The sequence below is a fragment of the Microvirga sp. VF16 genome, assembly GCF_016864375.1.
GTDB lineage: Bacteria > Pseudomonadota > Alphaproteobacteria > Rhizobiales > Beijerinckiaceae > Microvirga.
Genome location: NZ_CP069359.1, coordinates 314,638 through 332,938, shown reverse-complemented (window position 1 = coordinate 332,938; position 18,301 = coordinate 314,638). Strand labels below are relative to the sequence as shown.

General features: G+C 64.4%; 19 protein-coding genes and 1 riboswitch. Of the genes, 9 read left to right on the top strand and 10 right to left on the bottom strand.

Annotated elements, in window-relative coordinates:
• Nucleotides 1-76: 76 nt before the first annotated feature.
• A complete protein-coding gene (locus JO965_RS46940) occupies nt 77-319 on the top strand; it encodes a helix-turn-helix transcriptional regulator (RefSeq protein WP_203448095.1) in 243 nt (80 codons plus the stop codon).
• A 61-nt stretch (nt 320-380) separates the two neighbouring features.
• Here JO965_RS46940 and mnhG read toward each other — a convergent pair whose 3' ends face one another.
• From mnhG to JO965_RS46905, 7 genes are all read right to left on the bottom strand, one after another.
• A complete protein-coding gene (mnhG, locus tag JO965_RS46935; protein ID WP_203448094.1) occupies nt 381-758 on the bottom strand; it encodes a monovalent cation/H(+) antiporter subunit G in 378 nt (125 codons plus the stop codon).
• Complete coding sequence (locus JO965_RS46930) at nt 755-1,039, bottom strand: K+/H+ antiporter subunit F (protein WP_203448092.1); 285 nt, start codon at nt 1,037-1,039, stop codon at nt 755-757. Before JO965_RS46930 ends, mnhG begins: the two co-directional genes overlap by 4 nt.
• Nucleotides 1,036-1,524: a Na+/H+ antiporter subunit E gene (locus JO965_RS46925; protein ID WP_203448090.1), complete on the bottom strand. Its 489-nt coding sequence runs from the start codon at nt 1,522-1,524 to the stop codon at nt 1,036-1,038. The genes JO965_RS46930 and JO965_RS46925 overlap by 4 nt, the downstream gene beginning before the upstream one ends.
• Nucleotides 1,521-3,143: a monovalent cation/H+ antiporter subunit D gene (locus JO965_RS46920; protein WP_203448088.1), complete on the bottom strand. Its 1,623-nt coding sequence runs from the start codon at nt 3,141-3,143 to the stop codon at nt 1,521-1,523. The genes JO965_RS46925 and JO965_RS46920 overlap by 4 nt, the downstream gene beginning before the upstream one ends.
• The gene (locus JO965_RS46915) at nt 3,140-3,484 is read right to left on the bottom strand and encodes a Na+/H+ antiporter subunit C (protein WP_203448473.1); all 345 of its coding nucleotides are present in this window, start codon (nt 3,482-3,484) and stop codon (nt 3,140-3,142) included. The genes JO965_RS46920 and JO965_RS46915 overlap by 4 nt, the downstream gene beginning before the upstream one ends.
• The gene (locus tag JO965_RS46910) at nt 3,484-6,420 is read right to left on the bottom strand and encodes a monovalent cation/H+ antiporter subunit A (protein ID WP_203448086.1); all 2,937 of its coding nucleotides are present in this window, start codon (nt 6,418-6,420) and stop codon (nt 3,484-3,486) included. Before JO965_RS46910 ends, JO965_RS46915 begins: the two co-directional genes overlap by 1 nt.
• Before the next feature lie 258 nt (nt 6,421-6,678).
• Nucleotides 6,679-7,362, bottom strand: a complete 684-nt coding sequence (locus tag JO965_RS46905) for a L,D-transpeptidase (protein WP_203448084.1) — start codon at nt 7,360-7,362, stop codon at nt 6,679-6,681.
• Nucleotides 7,363-7,776: 414 nt separating this feature from the next.
• Nucleotides 7,777-7,865, bottom strand: a riboswitch (glycine riboswitch).
• 275 nt (nt 7,866-8,140) lie between these two features.
• Here JO965_RS46905 and JO965_RS46900 point away from each other — a divergent pair.
• The 6 genes from JO965_RS46900 (at nt 8,141) to JO965_RS46875 (ending at nt 11,982) form a co-directional block, all read left to right on the top strand.
• Nucleotides 8,141-8,716: an HdeD family acid-resistance protein gene (locus tag JO965_RS46900; RefSeq protein ID WP_203448083.1), complete on the top strand. Its 576-nt coding sequence runs from the start codon at nt 8,141-8,143 to the stop codon at nt 8,714-8,716.
• Entirely contained in the window at nt 8,713-9,357 is a 645-nt protein-coding gene (locus JO965_RS46895) for a TetR/AcrR family transcriptional regulator (protein ID WP_203448082.1), read from the top strand. Before JO965_RS46900 ends, JO965_RS46895 begins: the two co-directional genes overlap by 4 nt.
• 424 nt (nt 9,358-9,781) lie before the next feature.
• A complete protein-coding gene (locus tag JO965_RS46890; protein ID WP_203448081.1) occupies nt 9,782-10,336 on the top strand; it encodes a GreA/GreB family elongation factor in 555 nt (184 codons plus the stop codon).
• Between the two features lie 64 nt (nt 10,337-10,400).
• Nucleotides 10,401-10,823 carry a nucleoside diphosphate kinase regulator gene (rnk, locus tag JO965_RS46885; RefSeq protein ID WP_203448080.1) on the top strand — a complete coding sequence of 141 codons (423 nt, stop codon included), beginning with the start codon at nt 10,401-10,403 and terminating at the stop codon, nt 10,821-10,823.
• Between the two features lie 42 nt (nt 10,824-10,865).
• Nucleotides 10,866-11,039 carry a hypothetical protein gene (locus tag JO965_RS46880; RefSeq protein WP_203448079.1) on the top strand — a complete coding sequence of 58 codons (174 nt, stop codon included), beginning with the start codon at nt 10,866-10,868 and terminating at the stop codon, nt 11,037-11,039.
• Nucleotides 11,040-11,127: 88 nt separating this feature from the next.
• The gene (locus JO965_RS46875; protein ID WP_203448077.1) at nt 11,128-11,982 is read left to right on the top strand and encodes a universal stress protein; all 855 of its coding nucleotides are present in this window, start codon (nt 11,128-11,130) and stop codon (nt 11,980-11,982) included.
• A gap of 23 nt (nt 11,983-12,005) precedes the next feature.
• Here the strand turns inward: JO965_RS46875 and JO965_RS46870 are convergent, their stop codons facing one another.
• Nucleotides 12,006-13,094 carry an AI-2E family transporter gene (locus JO965_RS46870; protein WP_203448075.1) on the bottom strand — a complete coding sequence of 363 codons (1,089 nt, stop codon included), beginning with the start codon at nt 13,092-13,094 and terminating at the stop codon, nt 12,006-12,008.
• Between the two features lie 325 nt (nt 13,095-13,419).
• On the opposite strand from JO965_RS46870, the gene cls reads away from it, so the two are divergent.
• On the top strand, nt 13,420-14,901 hold the full coding sequence (gene cls / locus JO965_RS46865) for a cardiolipin synthase (RefSeq protein WP_203448073.1): 1,482 nt from the start codon (nt 13,420-13,422) through the stop codon (nt 14,899-14,901).
• 239 nt (nt 14,902-15,140) lie between these two features.
• Here the strand turns inward: cls and JO965_RS46860 are convergent, their stop codons facing one another.
• Both JO965_RS46860 and JO965_RS46855 read right to left on the bottom strand, forming a co-directional pair.
• Nucleotides 15,141-16,409, bottom strand: coding sequence for a M24 family metallopeptidase (locus tag JO965_RS46860; protein ID WP_246777348.1), 1,269 nt, complete (start codon nt 16,407-16,409; stop codon nt 15,141-15,143).
• Nucleotides 16,410-16,487: 78 nt separating this feature from the next.
• Entirely contained in the window at nt 16,488-17,264 is a 777-nt protein-coding gene (locus tag JO965_RS46855) for a creatininase (protein WP_203448072.1), read from the bottom strand.
• 101 nt (nt 17,265-17,365) lie between these two features.
• On the opposite strand from JO965_RS46855, the gene JO965_RS46850 reads away from it, so the two are divergent.
• Entirely contained in the window at nt 17,366-18,292 is a 927-nt protein-coding gene (locus JO965_RS46850) for a LysR substrate-binding domain-containing protein (protein WP_203448071.1), read from the top strand.
• Nucleotides 18,293-18,301: the final 9 nt, after the last annotated feature.

Here is an 18,301-nt window from a genome sequence, read left to right as displayed (position 1 = left end):
CTTGCACGGTTGGTCACAGCACCCTAGTTTCAACCATAATGGGTGACTTGGTGTTGCCCGCCCACGAGCATCCGGTATGCCGCTATTGTCTCCTGAACAGTGCCGTGCTGCCCGCGGCCTCTTAGACTGGACCCAGGAGGAACTCGCCGAACGTGCGAGTGTCTCGCGCAGTACCATCCGTGACTTCGAGAACGGCCGCCATTGCCTGCATTCTGGGACAGCGGCCCAGGTCGTTGAGGCCCTTGAAGCGGGTGGAGCTCTTCTGATCCCCGCGGATGACGCCGGGCCCGGGGTGCGGCTCCGGAGGCCGCTGCCCTAGGGCTCGGCCTATCGGCCAAGATCAGACCGCGGTTCCCGTCGATCCACGGAATCCGACGTCCTCAGCCGTTTCCGGGCCGGACCAGGTTCTCCGCTTCCTCGACGGCCGGAACGTCCCTGCTGCCTTCGGTGCGGTCGCGGTGGAGAGCGGCCCGGACGAGCAGCATCAAGGTCACCGGCGTGGTCAAGGTGACGAACGCGGCGATCAGGACCTCGTGGATGACGGGACGTGTCTCGAGGACGCTGAAGTAAAGGGCGGATCCGATCAGGATGCTGGCCATGCCGAACGTCGTGCCCAACGTGGGCGCATGGACGCGGGCATAGAAGGTGCCGAGCCTCAAGAGCCCGACTGATCCGATCAGGGTCACGGCCGCCCCGACGAACACGAGGACGGACGCCAGCAGCACCACCCAGCCGGGTAATCCGTCAGCCACGGTCATTCGATCACCTCTCCGCGCATGAGGAACTTGGCAAGCGCTACGGTCGAGACGAACCCGAGCAGCCCGATGATCAGTGCCGCCTCGAAATACAGGGTGCTGGCGGTGCGGACTCCAAACGTGATCAGCATCAGCATTGCGCTCATGTAGAGGCTGTCGAGCCCAAGGATACGATCCTGCGCCCGTGGGCCCACGACAAGGCGATAGGTGGCGCAGCACATTGCCAGGCCGAGCAGGACCTGGGCAGAGGTGATGGCCCATGCGAGGATAGCGAGAGCGCTCATTCGAAGATCTCCATCAGCAGTCGCTCGTAACGGCCCTTGATCGTCTGGATCCACACCGTCTCGTCAACGAGGTCGAGCACATGCAGCAACAGCGTTCCTTTCGCTTCGTCGTAATTCACCCAAATCGTGCCAGGGGTCGAGGTGATGATGATGGCAAGGACCGCAAGCCCGTGGCGGCTGCGCAGGTCGAGTGGAATGGTCATGAATCCGGCGTTCACTCCAGGCTCCCTGGAGCGCACGATGATCCGTCCGACCGCAAGGTTCGAGCGGAGAATGTCCACCAACACGACGCCCAGAAGCCGCAAGGCTGCCCCGGGACGGCGAATGCGGGGCTTGTCGGGCCGCAGGGCCGCCATCGCCCATGACGCGAGAACGGCGATCACGCTGCCGAGGATGACGTGGCCGGCCGAGACCGACTGGTTGAGCAGCAGCCACAGTACCAGCAAGGCCAACGACAGCAGCGGGAAGGGCAGGACACCGTTCATGGGCGCCTCTCCCCATTGGTGGATCCGGCCTCCGGGGCGTTCAGCACGCCGGTGACGTAGTCCTGTGGCGTCTGAAGGGCCTGTGTCGTTGCCTCCATGTAGCGCATGGCCGGGCCGCCGCCGATCGTGAGGCCGAGGCAGAGCAGCAGGAGGGTGAGCACCGGGGCCATCTCGATGATCCGTACCCGCGGGATGCTGTCATCCATGCGGGCCCAGAAGCTGCTGATGCCGGACCGGGTCATGGCAATCAGCGTCGCCAGCCCCGACACGGTCAGCAGGGCGATCATTGTCCAGGTCGAGGCCTGAACCGCGGTGCCGTCCGTCTTGAGCATCGCCGCCATCAGGGCGAACTTGCCGATGAAGCCTGAGAAGGGCGGCAACCCGGCCAGGAGGAGGGCGCAGGCGATGAAGCTGCCGCCGAGGGTGGCGATCGTTGCCGGGATGGCGATGCCGATCTCGTCCGCCAGGCCCGCGTCATCGCCTTCGCCATACGCCTCCATGGTGACGGCAAGCACGTCGGCACCGGGGTCGCGGATGCGCTCGACCAGCTCGACGAGCAGGAAGAGGGCGGCGATGCCCAGGGTCGAGCTGACCAGATAGAACAGCATGGCGCCGATGACCGCCCCGTCGCCGAGGCCGATGGCGGCGATCAGCGTCCCCGATGAGATGAGCACGCTGCATCCGGCGAGCCGCGGCAGGGTCTGCGAGGCCAGGATGCCCACGGTGCCGAACACGATCGTCAGCATCCCTATGACGAGCAGCCCATTGCCGCCGAATCCGGCGAGGGGACCCGCCTCTGGGCCAAACACCAGCATCCACAGGCGCAGGATGACGTAGACCCCGAGCTTGGTCATGATCGCGAACATGGCGGCGGCCGGCGCGGAGGCGGCCGCATAGGTCGTTGGAAGCCAGAAGTTGAGCGGCCACGCCCCTGCCTTCATCAGGAAGGCGGTGCCGAGGATTGCCGCAGCGACCGCAACGAGGGTCGCGTCTCCCGGCGCAAGAGTCGGAAGTCGGCGGGCAAGATCCGCCATGTTGAGCGTGCCGGTGGCGCCGTAGGCCAGGCTGGCACCGATGAGAAAGAGGAACGAGCTGGTCAGATTGATCGCGATGTAGGCCAGGCCCGCCCTGACCCGTACGATCCCGTCCCCGTGCAGGACGAGGCCGTAGGAGGCGGCGAGCAGCACCTCGAAGAACACGAAGAGGTTGAAGAGGTCTCCGGTCAGGAAGGCACCGTTCAGCCCCATCAGCTGAAGCTGGAAGATCGCGTGGAACCGCGGCCCGGCACGATGCCAGCGAGCGAGCGAATACAGCAGCGAGGCGATCCCGAGGATGCTCGTCAGCACCAGCATCAGGGCGGAGAGCCGATCGAGCACGAGCACGATGCCGAAGGGGGCGGGCCAGTTGCCGAGTTGGTACGTCCGGACGCTGGATCCCGGGGGCGTCATGTCGGCCTGGTGCAGCAGAAGGACGGAGACGACCAGCAGGGCAAGTGTCGTGGCGATCCCGATCCCGCCCTTGAGGATGCGGCGGCGCTCGTTGAGGAGCAGCATCACGGCCGCCGAGACCAGCGGCAGCAGGATCGGCACGATGATGAGATGGTCAGCCCAACCCATCATTGTACGTCCTCCCGACCATCCACGTGGTCGGTGCCCGTGAGGCCGCGCGAGGCCAGCAGGACCACGAGGAACAGGGCCGTCATCGCGAAGCTGATCACGATGGCGGTGAGCACCAGTGCCTGAGGCAGCGGATCGGCATAGAGCGCCGGGTCGACGGCCTCGGCGTTCTCCAGAACCGGCGGTGCTCCGATCCGCAACCGGCCCATGCCGAAGATGAACAGGTTCACCGCATAGGACAGCAGGGACAGGCCGATGATGACCTGGAACGTGCGCGGTCGCAGCAGCAGCCACACGCCCGAGGCTGTCAGGATGCCGACCGCGAGCGCGAAGATCAGTTCCATCATGCGTCCTCTTTCGTCACGACTGGCGTTGCGGGCGTGTACGGCCGCCGTGCCGGACGCGGGCTGCGAACCGACTGGTGAGCCAAGGCAACTAGGATGAGCACGGTGGAACCCACCACGACCGCGAAAACGCCGAGGTCGAACAGGAGCGCGGTGGCGGCGGGCACCTTGCCGATGCCAGGCAGGTCCAGGTACCGGAAGTGCGATGTCAGAAACGGGTAGCCGAAGAGCCAGGCACCTATGCCCGTGAGAGCGGCACAGAGCAGGCCGAGGCCGATCCACCTGATGGGAAGGATCCGCAGCCGCGCCTCGATCCAGCGGGTTCCGCCCGCCATGTATTGCAGGATAAGGGCGATCGACATGGTGACCCCGGCCGCGAACCCGCCGCCTGGGAGATCATGACCGCGCAGGAAGAGATAGATCGCGACCACGATGATCACCGGGAACAACCATTGCATGATCACTGCAGGGATCGTGAGGTAATCGGTGAGGGTGTCGCCGACTGTCCGATCTGGCTGCGCCTCGTCATAGGCATCCTGCACCCGCTGCTGCTCCGGCGCCGCGACACTCTCGGGCGCGGGCCGGAACCGGCGCAACAGGGAGAAGACCGTGATCGCCACCACGGCAAGCACCACGATTTCGCCGAAGGTGTCAAAGCCGCGGAAGTCGACCAAAAGGACGTTGACGACGTTGCGGCCGCCGCCCTCCGCGTAGGCGTTCTCGATGAAGTAACGCGAGATGGTGTCGGGAAGCGGCCGCGTCAGCATCGCATAGACAATCAGCGACATGCCCGTGCCGGCCGCTATGGCCAGCATCAGATCCCGTGCCCGTCGTACCCTGGCCCGGACTCCAATCGAGAGGTCCTCGCCTGCCGTCGCGATCCGCTTCGGCAGCCAGCGCAGACCGAGGAGGATCAGCACTGTCGTGACGATCTCGACGAGCAGCTGGGTGATCGCAAGATCGGGCGCCGAGAACCAGACGAAGGTGATGCAGGTGACGAGACCGGCTCCTCCCATCAGGACCATGGCCGCGAGCCGGTGGTACTTGGCCTGGTGAGCCGCGCCGATGGCGCACACTCCCCCGACGATCCAGAGCAGCAGGAAGGCGGGATCGAAGCCCGTGGTTGGCCGGGAGCCCGCCTCAAGCCCTTGCCGGTAAAGCGGCCAGAGCGCCGCGAGCACCGCAAAGGCCACCAGCAATCGCAATTGCGGCTGAAGCCGCTGGGTGCCGAACAGGCGCTCCAGGGACCGCGCCCATTTCCATGACAGGGTCACGAGCACCCGCTCGAAGATGCGCTGGCCCTTGAGGTGGCGCACGATGGGTGGACCATCGATGCCCTTCTTTAGGTATCCCTGCAACAGCCAGTACAGGATGACGCCACCGGTGAGCGCAATCAGGCTCATGAGCAGGACCTCGTTGAAGCCGTGCCATACGGCCAGACTGTAAGGCGGAGTGTCGGGCCCCAGGACCGCACGCACTGCTGTCGCGAGGAACGGCTTGATGGTCATCGCCGGGAGGATGCCGACGAGCAGGCAGGCCAGGACAAGGAACTCGACGGGAAACCGCATCCAGTGCGGTGGCTCATGCGGCTTGCGTGGCAGGTCGGTTGCGGGCGGGCCGAAGAACACGCCATGGATAAACCGCAGGGAGTAGGCGACGCCGAAGGCGCTCGCCAGCATGGCGAAGTACGGCAGGGAATGGTCGAGAAGCGAGTCGATGTGGAACGCCGCCGCCTCGGCAAAGAACATCTCCTTGGAGAGGAAGCCGTTGAGCAGGGGTACGCCAGCCATCGCGGCGGCCGCGACCATCGCCAGAGTGGCGGTGATCGGCATGAACCGGAACAGCCCGCTCAGGCGCCGGATGTCGCGGGTGCCGGACTCGTGGTCAATGATCCCGGCCGCCATGAACAGCGATGCCTTGAAGGTCGCATGGTTGATGGTGTGGAAGATCGCCGCGACGGTGGCGAGCGGGCTGCTGAGCCCGAGCAGGAGGGTGATGAGGCCGAGATGGCTGATGGTGGAATAAGCGAGCAGACCCTTCAAGTCCTGCTGGAAGATGGCCGCGTAGGCGCCAAGGACCAGCGTGCAGAGGCCCGCCGTCACGACGATGTAGAACCACGCTTCTGTGCCGGACAGCACGGGCCAGAGCAGGGTGAGCAGAAACACGCCCGCCTTCACCATGGTGGCCGAGTGGAGATAGGCCGAGACGGGCGTCGGCGCGGCCATGGCATGCGGGAGCCAGAAGTGGAAAGGGAACTGGGCGCTCTTGGTCAGAGCACCGAGCAGGACCAGGATCAGGGTCGGGAGGTAGAGGCTGCTGGAGCGGACCTTTTCACCCGATGACAGCACCTGGTCGAGGTCGTAGCTCCCGACGATGTGTCCGATCAGCAGGGCGCCGATAAGCAGGCACAGCCCGCCGGTGGCCGTGACGGTCAGCGCCATGCGAGCGCCATCGCGGGCGCTGGCATTGTGATGCCAGTAGCCGATGAGGAGGAAGGAGAAGAGGCTGGTCAGCTCCCAGAAGAAGACCAGCTGGATCAGGTTGCCGGACAGGACGATGCCCAACATCGCGCCCATGAAGGCGAGCAGGAACGCGAAGAAGCGCGGCACCGGGTCGGTGGGCGACATGTAGTAGCGGGCATAGAGCGTCACCAGGAAGCCGATCCCGGTGACCAGCATGGAAAACAGCCAGGTAAAGCCGTCCATCCTCAGGGTAAAGTCAAGACCGAGGCTCGGCAGCCACTCGACACTCATACGCAGAACAGCGCCACGGTGAACGGCCGGGAACTGAACAGCTGTTAGAATGGTGCCGCACAGGGCGATACCTCCGGCCAGGGAGGCGGCGCCGTTCCGGGCGTCTTGCCGCAGGAAGGCGGCAACGAGGCTCCCGATGAAAGGAAGGGCGACGATGGCCAGGAGGGGCATGCCACTGGACATGGTTTAGGTGGTCTCCTTCCGGGCGGGGAGCGCGTGCGAAACTCCAGGTTTAGGGCGATATCGCCCAATATGGTTGACATTGACATCCGGATGCAAGGGTAGGATCCGGAAAAACTAACATCTGGGCCGCTTGAGGCCGAAGTCGACCGACGGGCCGGCACGGCCTTCCTGGCACCACCTCGACCCTGCACCCTGTGGCCCATCGGTCGCCTTGCACGAGACCCGGGGGCACGTATGTGCATCGCCTCGCTCGGACGATCACGTGGTTGGCCCCCTGTCGGCATTGGCCGTCTGCGTGTCGGACAGGACAATCACCGGGGCACCGACCGGGACACGGCTGTACAGGTCGAGAATATCGGGATTGAGCATGCGGATGCACCCGCTCGACACCGCCTCGCCGATGGTGTCGGGCTCGGTGGTGCCGTGGATCCGGTACAAGGTGTCCCGGCCATCCTGGAAGAGGTAGAGCGCTCGCGGGCCCAAGGGATTGTTCGGTCCCGCGGGCATCCCGTTCGCCCAGGGCCGGTTGCGCTCGGGATCGCGCTTGATCATCGCGGCGGTCGGCGTCCAGCGCGGCCATTCAGCCTTGCGGCCGACCTGCGCCCGGCCGGCCCATTTCATGCCGTCAGCGCCGACGCCGATGCCATAGCGGAGCGCGCGTCCATTCTCCCGCACGAGGTACAGGTGACGGTTGGCCGTGTCGACCACGATGGTGCCGGGCCGTTCCGGGGTGTCGTAGGCGACTTCCCGCCGGAGAAACTGCGGATCGACCGTCGAGATGTCGGTGGCCGGGAGCGGAAACTTCTCGTTCGGCTGCGGCCCGTACATGGCGACGTAGGTCGGATGCGGCGCCTTGAGATCGGTGTGCTGAGGTGGCTGTGTCGAGACGCAGCCCGCCAGTGTCAGAGCCAGCAGGACGATGCCGACCACTGCGAAGTGCATAGATGCGTTCTGACGGGGAAGGGGACGGAAAGGAGACATGGATGATTTGCTTTTTGATGGGAGGTGACGAGGATGACATCCGCACGCCCGCAGCCGCCCAAATCCGTGATGGATGTGTGGCGGTTCACGAGCGGTGATGCGGGCCGTCGGGAGGCTGGGTTCAGCCGACGACCATTCGCGCCGGCTTACTGGGCGTGCTGCTGACCAAGGGGCGCGGGTGCGCAGACCAGGTTGGCCCGGTGTCAGTGGACATAAGGAATGGATGGGGAAGGCATGATCAGGCTCCGAAAAGGCTCCGCACACCGATTGTGCGAGCCCCCTCTGTCATTGGCCTGAGAGCTTCATCGCAGCCGGCTCGACCGGCGGCGACTTACACCGTGGGCGGGAGCAGGACGCTCCGCTTTTCAGAGTGTTGCACCGCAAGCGGTCCTCGGTGCCTGAGAGATTCCGGGGCGGTTGCTCCTTCGGCGGCCAGCACGCTGGCTCTCTCCCGCTTGCAGCGGTTCGAAACCTAAGCCGATTTGGGGCAGAATTGTGAAGCTTGGACGCGGCCCGTGCTCATCCTGCCGTTCCACGCCAAAAGGCACTGCGCTGTTGCGGCAAAGGCACACATTACGCGGCAGCCACGATGTTCTGAGACCCATCGCCGGGCGACCCCAGCGACGGTCAGGCGGATGAGACAAAAGCTCCGAAATCCTTGAGGCAACCAGCAACACCCAATAAATCATCATTTGTTGAATTATTGCATGCGATGTGCGTTCGGCATGGGAGAAGGATCATGAAATCGGCGCTTTCCCGCTGGGACCAAGTCATACGGCCGGATGATGTCATTCCCAAGTGGGCCTGTTTCGTTGTCGGCACCACATTCTTCGCGTTGAGCGTCCTTGCCTTCGCCAATCTGCTGGTCGGTGCCGCGCCACCGGTTCGCTTCATCGGTGCCATGATGGCGCTCGGCGCCGTGGCCCTGCTCCTTCATGCCATCCTCGTGATTGGCCGGAGCGGCTTCTACCCATGGCTGTTCAGCGGCATCCTCTACGGGGTCGCGGGCATGATCGCGTATCTCAATCCGGGATTGTCCTCCGTGCCGTCGCTCCTCGGGCTCGTGCTCGGGCTCGGCATGGCGGGTATCCTGCGCATCCTGACGGCCGTGCGGCTTCGGCCGCAGGTTGGGTGGAGATGGCTGGCGCTGTCGGGCGCCGTCACTATCGCGGCAAGTGTGGTGGTCGCCATGGGGCGGCCCGTGGATCATGCGTGGCTGTTCGGTGCGGTGCTTGCGGCGGACCTCAGCGCCCAAGGTGTCGCGGCGATCGCGTTCGGTCTGGCGCTCAGGCCTCCTCCGGGAGACCGGCTGTGACCCGGGCCATGCAGCCCGTGCAGCGGGGACGCGGCCGGCCCCGTAAGTCGGAAATCTCGCCGCACGATGGGATCCTGCAGGCCGCGTCGAGGGCGTTTGCCCAGGGCGGGTATGACGGCACCAACCTGCGCCGAATCGCGGCCGATGCCGGCATCGACGTGGCCCTGATCGCCCATCATTTCGGCTCCAAGCTCGATCTCTGGAAAGCCGCCGTGGACAGCCTCGCTACGCGGCTGTTGACCACGTACGAGGATGGGCCCGCTGCAACCACCGATGCCGACGTCGCGGATCGGGTCCGCTACGCCCTGCGTCACCTCATCCGGGTCAACAGCGACTTGCCCGAGCTCGGCCTGCTGGTGAGCCAGGAGATGCACCAAGCCGGCGAGCGTCGCGATTACCTCTACGAACGCCTCGTGAGGCCGCACCACGACCTTCTGGTGCCGCTCATCCGCGAGGCCATCGCGGCCGGCGTCATTCGACAGCAGGATCCGGAGATGCTGTTCTTCCTCCTTGTGACATCGATCTCCACCTCGTCAGCCCTCCGGCCGCTGATCGCACGCTTCTCCGAGGTGGCCGGGAGCAGGGAGCGGTTCCAGGACGCGTTGGAGCAGAGCGTGATGGCTAACGTGCTGACGCTTTAGACGACTGCGGAGGCCGCGATTCAGACTTCTCGCACCCGGGATGCCCGTCAGGGAGACGGATTTCACCAAGCAAGCTCTGGTGCGGCAGGTTCGATTCCGTTTTATTTTTGAATACGCTTCAATATCCGAAAATTGAAGAATTTTAGTCATTCTCTGTGCTGAATAGGGTTGAATACTACATTTTAATACTTACGTTATTGTTGTCATGATTACCCTGTCTCATATCCTCATCCGCCGCGGAGGCTGCCTCTTCGCAGGCCGCTGAACCCCGAACTCGCGCCGGCGCCGTGCGCCACCATCGTTCGGGGTCATGACCAATCTTGCAAAACTGAACCCAGCACGCCCGGTCACAGGTGAACGCGACCGCTCGCTTCGATGCAACGCGCTCGCGAGCCCGGATCCGTGCATCCAGGAGGATCATCTCATGAACACCACCATGGACCTGCCGCAGGTCACCATCGCAACGCACGACTACAACCGTCTCATGTCCGTTGCCGCCATGGAGCACAACCAGCGCAAGCCGCATCGCCAGTTCCTGATGTCGGAGCTGCGACGGGCTTCCCTCTGCCACCCCGACGCGTTGCCGGACGACGTGGTCTCGACCAACGCGAAGGTCACATACCGGATCGATGGCGGACGGCCGAAAGCGAACGTTCTGGTCCATCCACAGGACCTGCTCTGGCCCGGCGCGGAACTGTCGGTGCTGACGCCCTTGGGAATTGCCCTGCTCGGCCTGCGCGTGGGCGACCGCATGCCGTTCCAGACGAACCGGAATGGGCCAGTGCACGAGGTCGTGGTGGAGGATGTCCAGTTCCGGCTTCTGCCGGATGAAGCGGGGTCGGCCTGGAATGCATCTAATCCGTCTGAGCATGGACCAGACAATTCGTGGGACGATCTCGACCGCCGGCTCGATGAGGCCCTGATGGAGACCTTCCCGGCCAGCGATCCGGTCTCGGTCATTGTCTGCGGACGGTCCTGATCCCGGTAACCAGAATGCTTGCTGCTCTCCCATCGCAGGGCGCAGCGACACAAAGGAGAAGACAATGAAACAGGTAACCCTTCCTCCCATCACGATCTCCACGATCGATTACGACCGGCTGTCCTGGATCGCGACCGCCGGTGTCAACGGCCAGCACTACACCGTCGCCGAGATGCTGGCAGACGAACTCGACCGCGCGATGATCGCGTCACCCGGGGCCATCCGCCCGGACATCGTGACGATGCATTCGGAGGTCGAGTACCAGGATGAGATCACGGGCGACGTGCGTCGGACTACCCTGGTGTATCCGGGCGAGGAGGATGCGGATGCCGGACGGATCTCGGTCCTGACGCCAATCGGGGCAGCTCTGGTGGGACTGTCGGAGGGACAGTCGATGGAATGGCTGGGGCCGACGGGCGGACGGCGCAAGGTGACGGTGCAACGGGTGCATTTCCAGCCCGAGCGCATGGCCGGCATCAGTGTCTGAACCCACAACCAAAACACGTCGCAACGGCCAAGGAGAAGAAGAATGAAAGCCGCAGACAAGATCACAGTCACCGGCAAGATCCCAGTGGCCGGGGAGCCGCGTAACCGCCATCGGCCGATCGAGGCAAAGGTGTTTGTGGTTCCGGAGTGGGCGCCGCAACCGAACTCGATGACTCGCGAGGAGATCCGGAAGCAAGTGATCGACCAGATCGGGTAGGGACGGCCTGCCCGCGAAAACGGGACACGAGAGCTCGGTTGAGGTTGCGTGCAAGCTCCCGACATTCGAACTTACAGGAGACGAACCCATGCACATTCTCGCAGCGACGGATTTTTCGACCCGCTCGCAGCGGGCCTTGCGGCGGGCGGGCCTGCTGGCGCGGGACAGCGGCGCCGAGCTCACCCTCGTGCACGTCGTGGACGATGACCAGCCGCCGGATCTGGTCGCGCTCCAAAGGCGCGAGGCCGAACGGATCCTCAGCGAGCAGATCAGTGCAATCGCCGAGCTGAGCGTACTCCCGTCTCGCGCCCTCGTCGTTGAGGGCGACCCGTTCGACGGCATCCTACGCGCCGCCGCGTCGACGGGCGCGGATCTCATTGTCATGGGAGCCCACCGCAAGCAGCTCCTGCGCGATATTTTTGTCGGAACGACCATCGAGCGCGTGATCCGCACGGGTCCGTTCCCGGTCCTAATGGTGAACAAGGAGATGGATCAGCCCTACCGGACGGCCTTGGCCCCCGTCGACATGTCCGAGCCGTCCGTGAATGCGATCAGAACCGGCAGGGCGCTGGGATTGCCCAGCGGTGCCCGGCTCGCGCTCGTCCATGCCTTCCAGCCGATGGCGAAAGGGAAGATGTTCTATGCCGGCCTCAGCCGGGACGCCATTGACGGATATGTGGCCGACGAGCGTCAGCGGGCCGCCAAGGAGCTGATCGCGTTCCTGGAGGCGAACCTGCTCGATGATCGTGGCCGGTCGATGTCCATCGAGGAGGGGGCACCGTTCGAGGTGATCTCCAAGGCCACGGAGCAATCGAAACCCGACGTCCTGATCATCGGGACGCACGGCCGCACGGGCATCGCCAAGGCGCTCCTGGGAAGCGTGACCGAGGAGGTCCTGCGCTCCCTCGACGTTGACATCCTCGCCGTACCGCCCCTCCGATGAGGCGATAGGTCCGTTATCGGGGTTCATCCCGGCGGCGGATCGAGAGGACTGGGTTCCGTCCGGAGCCTGACGCGAAAGAAATCGAAGATCACGCGGAGCGTCGCCAGCGTCGGAACGGCGAGGAGGACGCCCGTAATCCCGGCCAGAGATCCGCCGGCCAGCACGCCCAGGAAGACCAGGACCGAGGGCACCTTGATGGTCTGAGCCTGAATGCGGGGTGTCAGAACGTTGCCTTCCAACTGCTGGATCGCCAGGAAGAGCATGCCGGTCAGCACGGCCGCGGTCGGGGAGATGGAGAATGCCACCAGCAGCGCTGGAATGGCCCCGATCCAGGCGCCAAGGTAGGGGATGACCGCCGTGATCGACACCCAGGCGCCCAGGGCCAGGGAGTAGGGCACTCCGATCAGGAACAGCGCCGCCGCGGACAGCCCACCTTGGATGGCCAGCACCACCGCAAGCCCGCCCAGGTAGCTCGAGAGGGCATGGCCGAGCGCATCCCAGAACGCCAAAGCGTCGTGGCGGTAATGGCCCGGCACGCTGGTGAGATAGGCTGCCTTGAACGAACGCACGTTGGCGAGCAGCGACGCGGCGATGAAGATCACCGCGAACAGGGTCAGTGCCCAACTGAAGGTGCCGAAGAGAATTCCGAGCGTACGGCCGAGCACATTGTTGGCGATCAGGCCAAGGCTGTCCTTGATATCCGAGATCAGGCGTCCCGCCACCGCCTCCGGGGTGTCGGGCAACAGATCCCGGGCATGTAGCGCCCTGAGCGCCCGCACCAGATACTGCTCCAGGTTCTGCACCAGATCGGGCAGGGCAGTGACGAGGGCCCCGGCCTGGGACACGATCAGGGGCAGGAGAATGTAGGCCAGCAGGAGGACCACGGCGAGCAGGATCAGGAATGACAGCAGGATTGCCAGGCTACGCGGAACATACTGCGCGAACAGGTGAACCGGGAAGGACAGCACCAGGGCCACCGCGAAGCCGGCTAGAGCGACGGCCGGCACGATCGGCACCGCCCACAGGATCAGCGCCAGCAGGGCAGCCAGGCCAAGCAGGATGAGCCGCCATGCCGTGACGGAAATTCGGATCGGCGTGGGCTTTCGGGCCATCCCCCGCCGGAGAACCCTCCTGTCGGGCAACCGGATGGGTTCAGGCCGTGTCTTGTTCAGGTTCATCATGCGCTCGGCATTCGGGCGTGGCTGGCCACGACCCTTCCCGGGGCTGCGGCTTCAATCCGCCAACGCCTGAGACAGGCTTTCGGATATCCGGCAGGGACGGCGAGCCAAGGCACATGTCGGAAGAGGCTACGATGCCAGCCGAACCACAGGCACGGAACCAGGTTGTCCCGCTGCAGCGACGTTCCGCCTTCGTGAAGGCGGACAGGATGCACGAGCCCGCACGGAAGGCCACGGCCTGACGGGAGAGAAGGACGGGATGACCTGGACTGCCGCCCTTGGCTGGTTCTTCGCAGGCTATGCTCTGCTCACCGGCATCTTCATCCTTCTGGAGAACCGACGTCCGCAGGCGACACTCGCCTGGACGCTGCTGTTCCTGACCCTGCCCGGCATCGGGCTGATCATCTATGCCCTGTTCGGACGCGACCGCAAGGCCTTCAGCCGCCAGCGGCAGCTTGCCCGCCAGAACCTGGAGGGAACCGCCGCGCCGCTGCTGAAGCAGCTTCTGGCTCGTCAGGATGCCGAAATCGGAAGGCTGGAGACGCAAAGCCTTGTCCGGCGGCGGCTCATGTCGCTGGTGCGGCACAACTCTCATTCCGGCCTCACCACGCGGAACCGGGTCGCCATCCAGCAGGACGCGTCCACGTTCTACCCAAGTCTGATGGAGGATCTGAGGAGGGCGCAGCGGACAATCTTTCTCCAGTTCTACACCTGGGCTGACGATGCCTTCACCCGCGAGTTGAAGGCGATCCTGCTCGAACGGGCAGCCCATGGTGTCGAGGTGCGCCTGCTCTACGATCCGTTCGGATCGCTCTTTCGCCTGACCCGCCGCTACAAACGTGCGCTCAGCCAAGGCAGCGTCAAATGGGCGCCAGTCTCGGCTCTCTATTGGCTTCACACGGTCTCCTACCGCAATCATCGCAAGATCGCTGTGATCGATGGGCAGGTTGGCTACACGGGTGGGATGAACATCGGCCAGGAGCATATCGACGGCGGACCGACCTTCGACAGCTGGCGGGACACGCAGGTTCGCCTTGAAGGGGAGGCGGCGACGGTGCTGCAGGTGGTATTCCTTGTCGACTGGTATAACGCCACGGGCGAGGACCTCTTCACGGCGGATCGCTTCCCGTTGCTTGCAACGGAGATGCCTCCCACGACATCGGAGGATCTGGGCGCCGACGATGCGTACGTGCCGGTTCAGATCCTGACCTCGGGCCCGGACTCGGAGTGGCGTGCCATCCGCCAGCTCTATTTCGCCATGATCATGTCGGCCCAGCAGCGTGTGCGGCTGCAATCCCCCTTCTTCATCCTCGATGCCACCATCGCGGAGGCGCTCAAAGCGGCCGCCTTGGCCGGCATTGAGGTGGACGTGATGGTGAGCGACCGCGGCGAGGGCCTGAACCAGACGCCGTACTGGGCCGCCAACACCTACCTGGCCGAGATCGCAGCCGCGGGGGCGCGGGTGCACATGTACGGGAAAGGCTACCTGCATGCCAAGACCCTCAGCATCGACGGTGAGGTCTGCTCCATCGGCTCAGCCAATCTCGACATCCGCAGCTTCAGCATCAACTACGAGCTCAACGCGGTCATCTACGATACGCAGCTCTCGGGCGAACTGGAGGCGGCGTTCGAGAGGGATCTCAAGGATTGCTATTCGTTCGAGGCAGCCGGGTACTTGCGTATTCCGGTCCTCAAGCGGTTACGGGATTCCGCGGCACGGGTGCTTTCGCCACTGCTGTAGGGCTGTCCGCCGGCGGCTTGGCTCACACGTCCTGCTGCCGCGTTTCGTCGGGTGGGATGCCTGGTCGGCCTGGACAGATCCTGAAATCCTGACGGCTTAGGAGCCTCGCGACCCGTGATCATTGCCTTCGAGGCGGCGGGCTCCCGTACCGGTAGCCCGCCGCGGACAATCGTCAGGTCTGCATCGATGTTCGGTGCGGTGGAATGGACCGCTTCAGCACGGACCGGTCAACGCCGCCCCTATCGCTTCCGAATGATCATCTGTTCCGGTCCATAGGGGAAATTCGTGATGTTCTCCGCCCCTGTCTCGGTCACGATGAAGATGTCGTGCTCGCGGTAACCGCCCGCGCCCGGAAGGCCCTCGGGGATCATGATCATCGGTTCCATCGAGACGACCATTCCCGGTTTCAGGACGGTATCGATGTCCTCGCGAAGCTCGACCCCCGCTTCCCGGCCATAATAGTGACTCAGGATGCCGAAGGAATGACCATACCCGAAGGAGCGGTACCGCAGCAGGTTCCATTCACGGTACATGCCGTTGAGCTCGAGCGCGATCTCGGAACACCGCTTCCCGGGCTTGATCAGGTCGCAACCGACACGCATGACCTCGCAGTTCTTCTGCCAGTAGTCGAGATGCGCATCGGACGCGTACTCGCAGAACAGCGTACGCTCAAGGGCCGTGTAGTAGCCGAAGATCATGGGGAAGCAGTTCAGCGAAAGGATGTCGCCGGCCCGTACCGTCCGGTTCGTGACGGGGTTGTGCGCCCCATCCGTGTTGAGGCCTGACTGGAACCAGGTCCAGGTGTCCATGAGTTCGACGAACGGGAACGATTTCCCGATCTCCCTGATCATGGCGTTGGTCGAGGCAATGGCGACCTCGTACTCCGGGATGCCCGCCTTGACCGCATCCATGACGGCGCGTCCGCCGACGTTGCAGATGCGGGCTCCCTCGCGGATGAGGCTGTGCTCCTCGGCAGACTTGATGGTCCTCATCCACATCGAGGGCGGCGCGATGTCGACCAGTTCGACGCCGGGCAGCGCATCCTCGATCTGCTTGCGGTAGTCGATCGAGACATGGTCGAACTCGATGCCGAGGCGCTTGACGCCTCCGGTCAGCGTCTGGACCGCCCTGAAGAAGTTGTCCCGACGCCAGTCCGTGTAGGTGATGTTGTCGCCGAAGGTCCGACGCCACGGCTGGCCTCCGTCGATGGCGGCGCTGATCGTCGTCGCATTCTGGGCGTCGATGACCATCCCGTACTTCCTGCCGAAGTAGCAATACAGGAAGCCGGAGTAGTAGCAGATCCCGTGATAGGAGGTCAGGAGGGCGGCATCGATGTCGTGCTCGGCCATGTACTGGCGCAGGGCATCGTGACGCCGGGTCATCTCGGCGTCCGAAAACGGCGACCAATCCTTCTCCCCGTTGTGCCACTTCATGACATGAAGCATGTCGCTCACGCCTGCCGGCTCGCCGCCGGAGCCGCGAAGCAGGTCTTGGGGTTCCTGGTACATTGATCTCTCCCTCTTTGGTTCGGTGAAGACTCTTTGATGGCCCAGGCACACGTGCCGAGGATTTCCCGTCCTGGCCCCTCAGGCGAATTCGGCCCTGAGAGCGTCGACGATACCCGTGGTGCAGACCTCGAGGAGGATCCCGCCCTTTTCGGCGGTGGCCTCCTTCGGGGAGGACAGGGTTCCGCTCGCCGGCGTCCATTCGGGCTTGACGGGATAGACGTCGTACGGCGGGAATGTCGCGGGCGGATGGTCATGCGCCCTCTCGAGCTGCACGAGTTCCGGATGAAGGGCGAGCATCAACGACGTCTCGAGCACTCCGCCATGCTCGACGGCCCATCCCGGGAAGCCGCCCGGGTACAGGCGCGCGATCGTTTCCTCGTTCACGAAGTCCCAGTAGGACAGGACCACGACCTTCACGCCGTCGACCCGATCCCAGCGCAGCTCCTTGAGGGCCAGGTCGACCCCTTCCGTGATGAACCAGGCGTTCTCGTAGTGCCCGTTCATGATCGCGAACTTGCGGATGCCATGACGGGCGAACTCGGTGATGACGTTCTTCAGCCCATTGACCAGGGTCGCACCGTCGAGGCTCGTCGTTCCGGGCAGGTGGTTGCCGCCGCCGGATTTCTGGTGCGACTTGTATCCGTATGTGAAGGGCGGGGCGACGAGTGCCCCGATCTGTCCTGCCACGCGGCGCGCGAACTCCGTCGGGAGCAACACGTCCACGTGCAGGGGCATGTGGTGGCCGTGCTGCTCCATCGAGCCGAAGGGGATGATGATGGGTGTCCGGCCGTCATGGACCGCAGCGTCGTAGTCCGGCCACGGCATCTCGGCAGCGAATACTGTACGACTCGACACGAATACCTCCGAAGGGTGCCAACTGCGGAAGCATCTTGATCTTGAGCCGTTGATAAGAGAAATAAATTCGGATTATGCTTCCATAAGCGATGAGGGGTCGGATGCGGTTCACCAATCTTCCGATCGACATACTCCGGACCTTCGTGACGGTCGTCGAGCTGGGCAGCTTCACCAAGGCGGGCCAGGCCCTAGGCCGCACGCAGCCCGCGATCACCCTGCAGATGCAGAAGCTCCAGGACCTGGTCGGGTGCGTCCTTGTCCAGGTGACTGGGCGCGATATCGCCCCGACCGAATCCGGCGACGTGCTGCTGCGGTTCGCACGCCAGATCCTCCGCCTGAACGACGAGGCCGCCGCCGTCCTGCAGCGCCGGCAGTCGGATGGCATCCTCAGGGTCGGGCTTCCGACCGATTACGCGATGGCGTTCTTGCAGCGAGCGCTCACGAACTTCGTCAAGAAGCACCAGGACGTCCAGTTGGAGGTCGTCTGCGACCTGAGCCAGGAACTCCTGGCCCGGCTGGAAGCTGACGAGGCGGACATCGTCGTCGCGATGCACGGGACCCAGCCCGGGCCGGGCCTGGCGTTCTCATGGGCCGAACGTCCCATCTGGGTGGCGGCATCCGGCGGCGACGTGCACGCGCAGACCCCCGTGCCGATCGCCGCTCACCACAAGGGGTGCGAGTACCGCAGCAGGATGATCCAGGCCCTCGACACCGTCGACCGGGCCTGGCGGATCGCCTATTCGAGCCCGAGCATCGCGGGCTTGCAAGAGGCCGTCCAGTCGGGCCTAGGGATCAGCGCGATGACGTCGCGGACGCTGACCCGCGGCATGCGTGTCCTGACGGAGGCGGACGGCTTCCCGCCGATGACGGACATCCGCGTGGGGCTGCACTACAAGCATTCGCAACTCTCGACGGCGGGGCTCCTGCTGGCGAGCCACCTGATCCAGTGCCTCCACGACTCCGGCCAGACCGACGTCATCCGCATCGACCGCAATATCGGCACGAGTCCTCTGAATAAGCGGAACTAATCGATACAT